12 protein-coding genes are annotated in these 12760 nt (G+C 61.6%); 5 read left to right on the forward strand and 7 right to left on the reverse strand.

Going from position 1 to position 12760, the window contains the following annotated elements:
* Positions 1-22: 22 nt before the first annotated feature.
* From ACWR1S_RS18025 to gshB, 7 genes are all read right to left on the reverse strand, one after another.
* The gene (locus ACWR1S_RS18025) at positions 23-1294 is read right to left on the reverse strand and encodes a dihydroorotase (protein ID WP_454564433.1); all 1272 of its coding nucleotides are present in this window, start codon (positions 1292-1294) and stop codon (positions 23-25) included.
* Positions 1291-2295 (reverse strand): aspartate carbamoyltransferase catalytic subunit, encoded by a 1005-nt coding sequence (locus ACWR1S_RS18030; protein WP_007913665.1) that lies wholly within the window; start codon positions 2293-2295, stop codon positions 1291-1293. Before ACWR1S_RS18030 ends, ACWR1S_RS18025 begins: the two co-directional genes overlap by 4 nt.
* Positions 2296-2322: 27 nt before the next feature.
* A complete protein-coding gene (gene pyrR, locus ACWR1S_RS18035; RefSeq protein WP_064116261.1) occupies positions 2323-2829 on the reverse strand; it encodes a bifunctional pyr operon transcriptional regulator/uracil phosphoribosyltransferase PyrR in 507 nt (168 codons plus the stop codon).
* A gap of 80 nt (positions 2830-2909) precedes the next feature.
* Complete coding sequence (ruvX, locus tag ACWR1S_RS18040) at positions 2910-3347, reverse strand: Holliday junction resolvase RuvX (RefSeq protein WP_064589634.1); 438 nt, start codon at positions 3345-3347, stop codon at positions 2910-2912.
* Complete coding sequence (locus tag ACWR1S_RS18045) at positions 3347-3919, reverse strand: YqgE/AlgH family protein (RefSeq protein ID WP_016985971.1); 573 nt, start codon at positions 3917-3919, stop codon at positions 3347-3349. The genes ruvX and ACWR1S_RS18045 overlap by 1 nt, the downstream gene beginning before the upstream one ends.
* Positions 3920-4091: 172 nt before the next feature.
* Positions 4092-4991: an energy transducer TonB gene (locus tag ACWR1S_RS18050; RefSeq protein ID WP_454564434.1), complete on the reverse strand. Its 900-nt coding sequence runs from the start codon at positions 4989-4991 to the stop codon at positions 4092-4094.
* Between the two features lie 107 nt (positions 4992-5098).
* A complete protein-coding gene (gshB, locus tag ACWR1S_RS18055; protein WP_454564435.1) occupies positions 5099-6070 on the reverse strand; it encodes a glutathione synthase in 972 nt (323 codons plus the stop codon).
* A 225-nt stretch (positions 6071-6295) separates the two neighbouring features.
* Between gshB and pilG the strand changes: the two genes are divergently transcribed.
* From pilG to ACWR1S_RS18080, 5 genes are all read left to right on the forward strand, one after another.
* On the forward strand, positions 6296-6700 hold the full coding sequence (pilG, locus tag ACWR1S_RS18060) for a twitching motility response regulator PilG (protein WP_007913673.1): 405 nt from the start codon (positions 6296-6298) through the stop codon (positions 6698-6700).
* 60 nt (positions 6701-6760) lie between these two features.
* Entirely contained in the window at positions 6761-7126 is a 366-nt protein-coding gene (pilH, locus tag ACWR1S_RS18065) for a twitching motility response regulator PilH (protein WP_007913674.1), read from the forward strand.
* Between the two features lie 10 nt (positions 7127-7136).
* On the forward strand, positions 7137-7676 hold the full coding sequence (locus tag ACWR1S_RS18070; RefSeq protein WP_007913675.1) for a chemotaxis protein CheW: 540 nt from the start codon (positions 7137-7139) through the stop codon (positions 7674-7676).
* Positions 7677-7820: 144 nt separating this feature from the next.
* The gene (locus ACWR1S_RS18075; protein ID WP_454564436.1) at positions 7821-9869 is read left to right on the forward strand and encodes a methyl-accepting chemotaxis protein; all 2049 of its coding nucleotides are present in this window, start codon (positions 7821-7823) and stop codon (positions 9867-9869) included.
* Positions 9870-9880: 11 nt separating this feature from the next.
* The coding region (locus tag ACWR1S_RS18080) for an Hpt domain-containing protein (protein WP_454564437.1) at positions 9881-12760 on the forward strand (2880 nt) is incomplete at its 3' end.

Raw genomic sequence — 12760 nt, forward strand, 5'->3', positions numbered from 1 at the left:
TCGCGAATGGGGCGACGCGGTATCAAGCCTTGTGGCTGATCCGCCCATCCACCAAGGTATAGCGAACCACGCCCGGCAAAGTGTGCCCGATGAACGGGCAGTTCTCACCCTTCGACAACCAGTTCTCACCAGCCACCGTCGACGCCTGCGGATCGAACAGCACGATATCCGCCGCCCCACCCACCGCCAGTTTGCCCGCCGGCAACCGCAACGCTTCAGCCGGGCCTGCGCTCAAACGCGCCAGCAAGGTCGGCAGATCCAGCAAGCCATCCTCAACCAGCGTCATCGCCAACGGCAGCAACAGCTCTACACTGCTGATGCCCGGCTCGGTCGCGCCGAACGGTGCCAGTTTGGCGTCACGCTCGTGCGGCTGGTGATGGCTGGAGATCGCCGACACAACACCGGACTTCACCGCTGCACGCAAACCATCGCGGTCAGCACGCGTACGCAGCGGTGGCTGCACGTGATACAGACTGCTGAAGTCGATCAATGCTTCGTCGGTCAGAATCAGCTGATACAGCGCGACATCCGCCGTTACCTTCAAACCACGGGCCTGCGCCTGAGCGATCAGCGCCACGCCGCGAGCGCTGGTCAATTGGCTGAAGTGCGCACGCACGCCAGTCTGCTCGACCAGCAGCAGATCCCGAGCCAGGGCCACGGTTTCAGCGGTTTCCGGAATCCCCGGCAGACCGAGGAAACTGGCCACCGCGCCTTCATGAGCCAAACCACCTTCAGCCAGATCATGATCCTGCGAGTTGAAAATCACCGTCAGGTCGAAGGTCGCCGCGTATTCCAGCGCCCGGCACAGGGTGCGGGTGTTGCGGAAGCTTTCGAGACCGTTGCCGAACGCCACACAACCAGCGTCGCGCAGCGCCACCAACTCAGCCAGTTGCTCGCCGTCCAGACCTTTGCTCAGTGCGCCAATCGGGAACACCTTGGTGTTGCCGGCCTCGCGCGCGCGGTCGAGGATCAGTTCGGCCACGGCGGAGGTGTCGAGCACCGGTTTGGTCTTCGGCGGGCAGCACAGGCTGGTCACACCGCCGGCAGCCGCTGCGCGAGTTTCACTGATGATCGAACCTTTGCGGCTGTAGCCCGGCTCGCGCAGGGCAACGTTGAGGTCGACGAGGCCCGGAGCGGCAACGAGGCCTTGGGCGTCGATGGTTTCAACTGCCGTGAAACCCGCCGGGGCCGCGCCGAGGGCGACGATCTTGCAGGCTTCAACATGAATGTCGGTGATTTGATCCAGGCCGCTGCTTGGATCGATGACGCGTGCGCCGAGAATGCTGAGCTTCACTGGGCGTTCTCCTGCTCGAATTGACGCTGCGCGGTTTGCCCGCTCATGGCCATGGACAGCACGGCCATACGAATCGCGATGCCGTAGGTCACCTGGTTGAGGATCACCGAGTGCGGGCCGTCGGCCACTGCGGACTCGATCTCCACCCCCCGGTTGATCGGCCCCGGGTGCATGACGATGCAATCGGGTTTGGCCCCGGCCAGACGCGCGGTGGTCAGGCCGAACAGGCGGTAGAACTCGCCTTCGCTCGGCAGCAGGCCGCCGGTCATGCGTTCACGCTGCAGGCGCAGCATGATCACCACGTCGACGTCTTTCAGGCCTTCGGTCATGTCGGTGTAAACCTTCACGCCGTATTGCTCGATGCCGATCGGTAGCAGGGTTTTCGGCGCGATCACGCGGATGTCCGGGCAGCCGAGGGTCTTCAGCGCGAGCATGTTCGAGCGCGCCACCCGCGAGTGCAGGATGTCGCCAACGATGGCCACCGAGAGGTTTTCGAAACCGCCCTTGTGCCGACGGATGGTGAGCATGTCGAGCATGCCCTGCGTCGGGTGCGCATGACGGCCATCGCCGCCGTTGATGATCGCCACTTGCGGGCAGACATGTTCGGCGATGAAGTGCGCGGCGCCGGAATCGCCATGGCGCACGACGAACATGTCAGCGGCCATGGCTTCAAGGTTGCGCAGGGTGTCGAGCAGCGTTTCGCCCTTGCTTGCCGACGAGGTCGACACGTTCAGGGTGATCACGTCCGCCGATAGCCGCTGGGCCGCCAGTTCGAAGGTGGTGCGGGTGCGCGTGGAGTTTTCGAAGAACACGTTGCACACGGTCTTGCCGCGCAGCAACGGGACTTTCTTAACCGCCCGGGCACCGACTTCGAGGAACGAGTCGGCAGTGTCGAGGATTTCCGTCAACAACTCGCGGCGCAGGCCGTCGAGCGAGAGGAAGTGGCGCAGCTGGCCCTGATCATTGAGCTGCAGCGGGCGCTTGGTATCTAGAGGCGTCATCGCGAGGGGGACTCTCAATAGGGCGGATTAAAGGTTGAAGTCTTGCAGTTCGAGCGTCAGCGGCTCGGGGCCGGACAGCTTCACCCGTTCGTGAGCGGCCAGCGACAAAGTCGCGCCAACCACGTTCGGGCGGATCGGCAGCTCGCCGGCGTCCAGGTCCAGCAGGCAGACCAGGGTCACGCTGGCCGGGCGGCCGTAGTCGAACAATTCGTTCATGGCAGCGCGGATGGTACGGCCGCTCATCAATACGTCGTCGATCAGCACCAGATGCTGGCCTTCGATCTCGAAGGGCAGGGCGGACGGGCGCACTTGCGGGTGCAGGCCGTTCTGGCTGAAGTCGTCGCGGTAGAAAGACACGTCCAGCGTGCCCAGTGGCGCGTCGCTGCCCAGTTCCTTGAGCAAGGCCTGCGCGACCCAGATGCCGCCGGTGCGAATGCCGATGTAACGCGGTTCAGTGATGTCACGCTGGGCAAGGTGCGCCTTGAGGCGGGTCGCCATCTGGCTGATCAGATCGGCGGGATTTGGCAGGCTCATGGTTGCTCCTTGTTGGGGGCGAGTCGGGTCCTTGGACGCAACTCGGTTTTTCACTCAAAAGAAAAGCGCCGAAGCGCTTGTCAGGATTCAAACAATGCAGTGTTTTCATCGAGCCAGCCCTGCAACAGCAGCGCGGCGGCGATGGCGTCCACCGGGTTGTCGCGGTAACTGCCTTTCTGGCCGCCACGGGCAAGGCGCTCGCCTTTGGCCTCGAACGTGGTCAGACGCTCGTCATGGGTATAGAAGGGCAGGTTGAAGCGGCCGTTGAGGCGGCGGGCGAATTTCTCCGCGCGTACGCACATGTCGCTCGGCGTGCCGTCCATGTTCAGCGGCAGTCCGACAACAACGGCATCGGGTTTCCATTCTTTTATAAGGGCTTCGACCTGGTTCCAGTCGGGAACGCCGTTCTGTGCCTTCAAGGTGCACAGCTCACGGGCCTGGCCGGTAATCACCTGGCCGACCGCGACGCCGATCTGTTTGGTGCCGTAGTCGAAGCCGAGAATCAGGCGCAGGGCCATCAGGCGTGACCTGCCTGGCTGGTCAGCAGGCTGAGGTTGATCCCCAAGTGCCGGGCCGCCGCTTCCAGACGCAATTCGCTGCTGGTGTTGAACAGGATGTCGGCGTCGTACGGGCAGTTCAGCCAGGCGTTGTCGGCGAGTTCCGCTTCCAGTTGCCCGGCTTCCCAACCGGCGTAACCGAGGGCAATCAGGCTTTTCGCCGGGCCGACGCCGTCGGCGATGGCGAACAGCACGTCCTGCGAGGTCGACAGGGCCAGATCGCCGTCCAGTTGCGCGGTGGCCTGGAAAGTCTTGCCCGCCGGGTGCAACACGAAACCGCGATCGGTCTGCACCGGCCCGCCGATGAAGATCGGTACGTGCTGGCAGAGTGCTGGCGGGTCGATGTCCGGGCGCAGTTGCTCAAGGATGTCGGCCAGATTCAGCTCTTGCGGCCGGTTGACCACAATCCCCATAGCGCCATTGGCCGTGTGCTCGACGATGTAGGTCAAGGTGTGGGCAAAGTTCGGGTCGGCCATGTGTGGCATGGCGATCAGGAATTGATGCTTGAGGTAGCTGGGGCTGACGTTTTTCATGTGCGCTAGTGTGGCGTCGAAGGGGCAAACTGACAAGCTGAGGATCAGAGAACAACGCAGATCAAATGTGGGAGCGAGCTTGCTCGCGAAGGCGCCAGGTCAGGCAATATCAATGGTGCATGTGCCGGCCTCTTCGCGAGCAAGCTCGCTCCCACAAGGTTTCTGTGGTGAGTCAGTTGCTGGAGAGTTTGTCACCGCGAGCAAATTTCCAGGTACGAATGATTTCCAGACGGTCGATATCCGACAAGTCCCCGGTAAACGGGGCAAACGGCGCCGCCAACCGGACAATGCGCTGCGCCGCCTGATCCAGCAGCGGCTGGCCGGAGGATTCCAGCACCAGCACTTCATACAGCGAACCATCGCGGTTGATCGAGACCATCAGGCGCAAATTGCCGTAGATCTGCTTGCGCCGTGCTTCTTCGGGGTAATTGAGGTTGCCGATGCGCTCGACCTTCTTGCGCCAGTCGTCTTTGTACCAGGCGCCCTTGTCGCGCATGGTCGACGCCGCGCTCAAACGGTGAATCCGTGGGCGCTTGGCGTACAGCTGTTGTTCCTTGGACAATTCCGCTTCGAGGCTGGCGATGTCGCTGGACAGTTGCGAGCTGTCAAATTCTGGCGCATCAACCGTCGGTTTGACCTCGGTTTTGCTTTCCTCTTTCTTGGTCGGCGCTTTTTTCGGTTTCGGCGCGACGGTGGTCACCGCAGCCTTGGGCGCGGCTTCCTGCACTTGCGGTTTAGCGGCCGGTGGCGGGGTGACTTTCTTGACCTGATTGTCCTGGAATGGCGCCACTTCAGTGGTTTTGGGGATCGCCTTCTTGTCCAGCGTGCCGCTGCCTTCCTGATGCTCTTGAGCAAGAAAGTCAGCCTTCTGCGGCTTCTTTTCGCTCTTGAAGGTGGCGAGGGTGATTTCCAGGGTTTTGCTGATTTGCTTGGGCTCGACCATCGTGAAGCCGACGCCGAGCAGCAGCGCCAAATGAATCAACGCCGCGAGGAATAGGGTAAATCCGAGGCGATCGGCCGGGCGCACGCCACGGTGGGCGAGTTCTGCGGGCAGATCGGACGGGAGGGTCATGACAAGAAAACCAACATCGCGTTTTTCAGAGGCTGCGCATGATAACGCAATGTTGGTTTCACGCCTTGGGCTTCACGCTTCAAGCGACAGACTGCATGTGACGTGCATCAAGCTTGTGGCTGTTTGCCGGCGGCTTGCAGCTTCTTCTCGATGGCGTCCATCAGCATTCCGCCGATGTCAGTGCCGAAGGCGTTGTCGATTTCACGAATGCAGGTCGGGCTGGTGACATTGATTTCGGTGAGGCTTTCACCGATCACATCGAGACCGACGAACAGCAGGCCTTTCTCACGCAGGGTCGGGCCCACTTGGGCAGCGATCCAGCGATCCTTGTCGGTCAGCGGACGCGCTTCGCCACGGCCACCGGCAGCCAGGTTGCCACGGGTCTCGCCCTGCGCCGGAATCCGCGCCAGGCAGTAATCCACCGGCTCGCCGTCGATCATCAGGATGCGTTTGTCGCCGTCCTTGATTGCCGGCAGGTAAGCCTGGCCCATGATCTGCTGGCCACCGAGGGCGGTCAGGGTTTCCAGAATCACCGACAGGTTCGGATCACCGGCGCGGTGACGGAAGATCGACGTGCCGCCCATGCCGTCCAGCGGCTTGAGGATCACGTCGCCGTGTTTCGCGGCGAATTCGCGCAGCACGTCGGCGCGGCGGCTGACCACGGTTGGCGGTGTGCACTGCGGGAACAGCGTGGCGAACAGTTTTTCGTTGCAGTCGCGCAGGCTCTGCGGCTTGTTCACCACCAGCACGCCAGCGGTTTCGGCCTGTTCGAGCAGGTAGGTGGAGTAGACGAACTCCATGTCGAACGGCGGATCCTTGCGCATCAGGATCACGTCCAGATCGCTCAGCAGGTTGTCCTGCTCGGCGTCCAGTTCGAACCATTTTTCCGGGTTGGCGAAGACTTTCAGCGGCTTCATGCGCGCCCGGGCCTGACCTTCACCCTGATACAGGTCGCGCTGTTCCATATAGAACAGTTCCCAGCCACGCTTTTGCGCGGCCAGCAGCATGGCCAGCGAGCTATCCTTTTTATAGGAGATGCTGGCGATAGGGTCCATGACAATCCCGACGCGAACGCTCATTGGGTTTTCCTCGAAAATTGGCTACCGGATCGGTATTGAAAAAGTGCCGCCAGAGTGGCGCCGGGCGGGTTTTCGGTCAAGGAAAAACCCGTCGATAGATTGCATCTGGAGACTGTGCTAAAAAGGCTGGCGTAGCGTGCTGGCCCTTGAACATCAAGGGTTTCGAGCCATTGATAACCGCAAAACGGACAAATTGATTCGCAAAGGCGACGGTAGAGCCCTCTTATGGAACAGCAGTCCAGCGCCTTGAAGGTCATGGTCATCGACGACTCGAAAACGATTCGTCGCACCGCCGAAACATTGTTGAAAAATGTCGGGTGCGAAGTGATCACCGCGATCGACGGTTTCGACGCGTTGGCGAAGATCGCCGACAACCATCCCGGGATCATTTTTGTCGACATCATGATGCCGCGTCTGGATGGTTATCAGACCTGCGCTTTAATCAAGAACAACAGCGCGTTCAAGGCGACGCCGGTGATCATGCTGTCATCGCGCGACGGGCTGTTCGACAAGGCCAAGGGGCGGATTGTCGGTTCTGATCAATTTTTGACCAAGCCTTTCAGCAAGGAAGAGCTGCTCAACGCGATCCAGGCCCACGTACCGGGCTTCGCCGCCGTTTTGCCGCAGTAAGACACGTACAGAGACACGCGGCCAGCGGGCCGGGGGTCGACAAGAAAAATGGGGAAAACCATGGCACGTATCCTGATCGTCGATGATTCGCCGACTGAAATGTACAAACTGACCGGCATGCTCGAAAAGCACGGCCATGAAGTGCTGAAGGCCGAAAACGGCGCCGACGGCGTGGCCCTGGCCCGTCAGGAAAAACCCGACGCGGTATTGATGGACATCGTCATGCCCGGTCTCAATGGTTTTCAGGCCACCCGCCAGTTGACCAAGGATGCCGACACCAGCCACATCCCGGTGATCATCATCACCACCAAGGATCAGGAAACCGACAAGGTCTGGGGCACCCGTCAGGGCGCCAAGGACTACCTGACCAAACCGGTCGACGAAGACACTCTGATCAAGACCCTGAACAACGTGCTCAAAGGCTGATCGCGCGACCATGAGCGAATCGCTGACCGCGTTCGAACTGCTCTGGCAAATCGACCAGCGCTGCCGCTTGCTGGCGGCGGACCTGCCGTCGCAACCGGCGCGCCAGGATCGTTGGAGCGGCATCGGCTTTCGCCTCGGCGAGCATTGGTATGTGGCACCGATGGGCGAAGTCAGCGAAGTGCTGCACGAACCGCGTTTCACTCAGTTGCCCGGGGTCAAGCCGTGGGTCAAAGGCGTGGCTAACCTGCGCGGGCGGCTGCTGCCGATCATGGATCTGTGCGGTTTCTTCGGGCATGAGCTGTCGCCGCTGCGTAAACAGCGGCGGGTGTTGGTGGTCGAGCATGGTGATGTATTTGCCGGGTTGATGGTCGATGAGGTTATTGGCTTGCAACATTTCGAGCAGGACAGCTTCGAACCGATCTCGATCAGCAAACGCCAGGGCTCGAAGGCCGAATTCGTCAAAGGCTATTTCCGCCGCGAACAGAACTGGCGGGTGTTCAGCCTGTTTGCGCTGGCCAAGTCCCCGGTGTTCATGAGCGTCGCGATATAGCCGTTACAACAAAGATCCCTTGTAGGAGTGAGCCTGCTCGCGATTCAGGCACCGCGGTGTATCAAGTACACCGCGTTATCGTTCAATCGCGAGCAGGCTCACTCCTACAGGTTCTACCGGTGAGCTTCAAACAGGCGAGGACCGATGACAAAAGCAAAAACAGGCAAGCCGGCGGAAGGATCGCGCAGTCGCTCGCAGATCATCGTGCTGTTCATCGCACTGATCGTGTTCATCATGCTGCTGTTCGCCAACTTCGCTTACCTCAACACCCAGGCGAACTACGACAAACAGTACATCGGCCACGCCGGTGAGCTGCGCGTGCTCTCGCAACGCATCGCCAAGAACGCCACCGAAGCCGCCGCCGGCAAGGCTGCCGCGTTCAAGTTGCTCAGCGATGCGCGCAACGATTTCGCCCAGCGCTGGGGTTACCTGAAAAAGGGTGATCCGGCCACCGGCCTGCCTCCCGCCCCGGCTACCGTGCGCCCGGAAATGCGCGCCGTGCAGCTCGACTGGGAACGCCTGCTGAAAAACACCGACGCGATTCTCTCCAGCGAACAGACCGTATTGTCGCTGCATCAGGTCGCCGCGACCCTGGCCGAAACCGTGCCGCAGTTGCAGATCGAATACGAAAAAGTCGTCGAAATCCTCCTCCAGCGAGGCGCCCCAGCCGCGCAAGTGGCGATGGCCCAGCGTCAATCGCTGCTGGCCGAGCGCATCCTTGGCGCGGTCAATACCGTGCTCGCCGGTGACGAAAACTCGCAGCAAGCCGCCGATGCCTTTGGCCGTGATGCCACTCGTTTCGGCCAAGTGCTCAACGGTATGCTGCAAGGCAACCCGACCCTGAAAATCAGCCAGGTCGAAGACCACGACGCCCGTGCACGCCTGAGTGAAATCTCCGAGCTGTTCCAGTTCGTTTCCGGCTCGGTCGATGAAATCCTCGAAACCTCGCCGGAGCTGTTCAAGGTCCGCGAATCGGCGAGCAACATCTTCAGCCTCTCGCAAACCCTGCTCGACGAAGCCTCGCACCTGGCCACCGGTTTCGAAAACCTTGCCGGTGGGCGCAACACCGACACCATCGGTGGCTACGTCCTCGGCTTACTGGCGCTGGCCTCGATCATCCTGATCGGCATGGTCATGGTCCGCGAAACCAATCGCCAGTTGCGCGAAACCGCCGAGAAAAACGAGCGCAACCAGAACGCGATCATGCGCCTGCTCGACGAAATCGAAGACCTTGCTGATGGAGATCTCACCGTGACCGCCTCGGTGACCGAAGACTTCACCGGCACCATCGCCGATTCGATCAACTACTCCGTCGACCAACTGCGCGACCTGGTCGCGACCATCAACCTTACCGCCGGCCAGGTCGCCGCTGCCGTGCAGGAAACCCAGGCCACCGCCATGCACCTGGCGCAGGCCTCGGAACATCAGGCCCAGCAGATTTCCGAAGCCTCGACGGCGATCAGCGACATGGCCGAGTCCATCGATCAGGTTTCGGCCAACGCCGCCGAGTCTTCAGCGGTCGCCGAGCGCTCCGTGGAAATCGCCAACAAGGGCAACGAGGTGGTGCACAACACCATCCACGGCATGGACAACATTCGCGAACAGATTCAGGACACCGCCAAACGCATCAAGCGTCTGGGCGAGTCCTCTCAGGAAATCGGCGACATCGTCAGCCTGATCGACGACATTGCTGATCAGACCAACATCCTCGCCCTCAACGCGGCGATTCAGGCGTCGATGGCCGGTGATGCCGGGCGCGGTTTTGCCGTGGTCGCCGATGAAGTACAGCGCTTGGCCGAACGTTCGTCCGCTGCTACCCGGCAGATCGAAACCCTGGTGCGGGCCATTCAGACCGACACCAACGAAGCCGTTATTTCCATGGAGCAAACCACCACCGAAGTGGTGCGCGGCGCGCGACTGGCGCAGGATGCCGGTGTGGCCCTGGAAGAAATCGAAGGCGTATCGAAGACCCTCGCGGCGCTGATTCAGAGCATCTCCAACGCAGCGCAGCAGCAGACGACTTCCGCCGGGCAGATCTCGCTGACGATGAACGTGATCCAGCAGATCACTTCGCAGACCTCGTCCGGCTCCACGGCCACCGCCGAGAGCATCGGCAACCTGACGAAAATGGCCAGTCAGCTGCGGCGCTCGGTGTCCGGCTTCACCTTGCCGGCGGCGACAGATAAAGCGTGAGTGGAGTGGTTATGGGTGATCGGCACGACTATGTGGCCCTCGAATGGGTCAAAGGCGAAATTGCCGAAACGCTGAAGCAGGCGCATCAGGCGATTGAAGCCGTGCTCGATGATCCGCAGGCCTTTCCCGGGCTGGACGAGTGCCTGGATTACATCCATCAGGTCCACGGCAGTTTGCAGATGGTCGAGTTCTACGGCGCAGCGTTGCTCGCCGAAGAAATGGAGCACCTGGTTGAAGCCCTGCAACACGAACGCGTCAGCCACCGCGACGAAGCCCTGCACCTGTTGTTGCAAGCGCTCGGGCAATTGCCGATCTACCTCGACCGCGTGCAGAGCGCCCGGCGTGATCTGCCGCTGGTGGTGCTGCCGCTGATCAACGATCTGCGCAGCGCCCGGGGCGAAAGCCTGCTCTCGGAAACCAGTTTGTTCAGCCCGCAACTGCCTGAACTGGCGCCACTGAATGCAGAGGCGCTGGCCTTGCTGGAGCCTGCCGAGCTGCCGAACGTACTGCGTAAATTACGCCAGATGCTGCAAATGGCTTTGGTCGGTTTGCTCCGTGAACAGGATGACCGGACACACCTCGATTATCTGGCGAAAGTCTTCACCCGCCTCGAAGCGCTGAGCGGTGATTCGCCGCTGAGCCCGCTGTGGCAAGTCGCCTCGGCGCTGGTCGAAGGCATGCGCGAAGGCGTGATCGCCAACAGCCCGGCGCTGCGCAGTCTGTTCAAGGACGCCGACAAAGAGCTCAAGCGCCTGCTTGAGCAAGGCATGGCTGGCCTCAATCAGCCGGCGCCGGCGGAGCTGCTGAAAAGCCTGTTGTTCTATATTGCCAAAGCCGAACATCCCACCGGGCAGATGCTGACCATGAAAGATCGCTACTCGCTGGACGACGCGTTGCCCGACAGCGCGATGGTCGACGAAGAACGCGCACGCCTGGCCGGCCCCGACCGCGATGCGATGCGCTCGGTGCTGGCAGCGCTGTGTGAGGAACTGGTGCGGGTCAAGGAGCGCCTCGACCTGTTCGTGCGCAGCGACCGCCAGCACACTTCGGATCTGGAAAGCCTGCTGGCGCCGTTGCGGCAGATCGCCGACACCCTCGCCGTGCTCGGTTTCGGCCAGCCGCGCAAAGTCATCATCGATCAATTGGCCGTGGTGCTCAGCCTTGCCCAAGGCCAGCGCGAACCGAACGATGCGATCCTTATGGACGTTGCCGGCGCGCTGCTCTACGTCGAAGCGACGCTGGCCGGGATGGTCGGCACCGTAGAGCCGGAAAGCCCGGAAGACGCGCGTTTGCCGACCACCGACCTGACGCAGATCCATCAGATCGTGATCAAGGAAGCGCGCATCTGTCTGCAACAGGCCAAGGACATGATCGTCGACTACATCGACGCCGATTGGGATCGCCAGCACCTGCAACCGTTGCCGGCGTTGCTGACTCAGGTGCGTGGTGCGCTGGCGATGATTCCGCTGAACCGGGCGGCGAGTCTGGTCGAGGCCTGCAACGGTTTTATCCGCGAACATCTGCTGCTCGATCCGCATGAGCCGGGTTGGGAACAACTCGATCATCTGGCCGATGTCATCAGCAGCCTCGAGTATTACCTCGAGCGCTTGAGCGACGACCCACAGGCCCCCGGCGAACAATTGCTGGATGTCGCGCAGAAGTCCCTCGCCAGTCTGGGTTTCTTTCCCGATGAACAGCCCGGCGCCCAGCATGTACCGGTGCTCGAAGACGTGCTCAGCCCCAGCGAAGCGCTGGTGATGCAGGACATGCAGGCGCTGGACGACCCCGAGATTGTCCAATCGTTGGCTGAGGTCCTGGCCAGCCCGGTTTCGGCGCTGAACCCACCGGCCCTGATCACCCCGGGCAGCCTGATGCCGCCACCGGCCGATGAAGAACCGGTCGACGACGAATTGCGCGAAGTGTTCCTCGAAGAGACCGACGAAGTCCTCGAAGTCCTCCACGAATATCTGCCGCGCTGGACCGCCAATCCGCAGGACCGCGATGCGCTGACCGAACTGCGCCGTGCCTTCCACACCTTGAAGGGGAGCGGGCGCATGGTCCGCGCGCTGATCCTCGGTGAGTTGGCGTGGGCCGTGGAGAACCTGCTTAACCGTGTACTCGAACAAAGCGTCGAACCGGGCGCGGTGGTGCCACAACTGCTCACCGACACGGTGCTGTTGCTGCCGGAACTGATCAATGAATTCGCCACTAACAGCCAACGTCAGCGCAGCGATGTCGATCAACTCGCCGCCCGCGCCCACGCCTTGGCCAAGGGCGACGAGCCGCTGGCCGCCGAAGACCTCGACGATGTCGCGGCGCTCGATCCGCTGTTGCTGGAGATCTTCCGCAACGAAGCGGAAACCCACCTCGCCAGCCTCAACCGTTTCCTCGATCAGGCCGCCGAGCATGTGCCGTTGCAGGCCAGCGACGAGTTGCAGCGCGCACTGCATACGCTCAAGGGCAGTGCCTCGATGGCCGGCGTATTGCCGATTGCCGAACTCGCTGCGCCGCTCGATCAACTGGCCCGCGAGTTCAAGGCACATCAGTTGCCGCTGGACCTCGACGAAGTGGAGTTGCTGCTCGAAGCCGAGGGCCTGTTCCGCGTCGGCCTGCGTCAGCTCAAGCATGATCCGCTGGCGCCGATTGTCGGCGCGCAGTCGCTGATCAAACGCTCGGAAACCCTGCTCGCCGAGCGTCTGGAATCGATCCTCAGTGCGCCGAATACCGGCCTGCGGATCAAGCGCGATCCGCAACTGATCAACAACTTCCTCGCCCAGGGCATGGACATCCTCCTCGACGCCGAAAACCTCTTGCAGCGCTGGCAGCAACACCCCGGCGAACGTCAGGAACTCAGCGCGTTACTGGATGAACTGACTACCCTTGGCGAAGGC

The sequence above is a fragment of the Pseudomonas sp. AIG genome (assembly GCF_977020205.1).

What these genes read in the sequence shown, in the direction of transcription:
- pilG (WP_007913673.1), top strand. Translation starts at nt 6,296, where the DNA reads ATGGAACAGCAGTCCAGCGCCTTGAAGGTCATGGTCATCGACGACTCG.
- pilH (WP_007913674.1), top strand. Translation starts at nt 6,761, where the DNA reads ATGGCACGTATCCTGATCGTCGATGATTCGCCGACTGAAATGTACAAA.
- ACWR1S_RS18045 (WP_016985971.1), bottom strand. Translation starts at nt 3,919, where the DNA reads ATGAAAAACGTCAGCCCCAGCTACCTCAAGCATCAATTCCTGATCGCC.
- ruvX (WP_064589634.1), bottom strand. Translation starts at nt 3,347, where the DNA reads ATGGCCCTGCGCCTGATTCTCGGCTTCGACTACGGCACCAAACAGATC.
- gshB (WP_454564435.1), bottom strand. Translation starts at nt 6,070, where the DNA reads ATGAGCGTTCGCGTCGGGATTGTCATGGACCCTATCGCCAGCATCTCC.
- ACWR1S_RS18050 (WP_454564434.1), bottom strand. Translation starts at nt 4,991, where the DNA reads ATGACCCTCCCGTCCGATCTGCCCGCAGAACTCGCCCACCGTGGCGTG.
- ACWR1S_RS18075 (WP_454564436.1), top strand. Translation starts at nt 7,821, where the DNA reads ATGACAAAAGCAAAAACAGGCAAGCCGGCGGAAGGATCGCGCAGTCGC.
- pyrR (WP_064116261.1), bottom strand. Translation starts at nt 2,829, where the DNA reads ATGAGCCTGCCAAATCCCGCCGATCTGATCAGCCAGATGGCGACCCGC.
- ACWR1S_RS18030 (WP_007913665.1), bottom strand. Translation starts at nt 2,295, where the DNA reads ATGACGCCTCTAGATACCAAGCGCCCGCTGCAGCTCAATGATCAGGGC.
- ACWR1S_RS18070 (WP_007913675.1), top strand. Translation starts at nt 7,137, where the DNA reads ATGAGCGAATCGCTGACCGCGTTCGAACTGCTCTGGCAAATCGACCAG.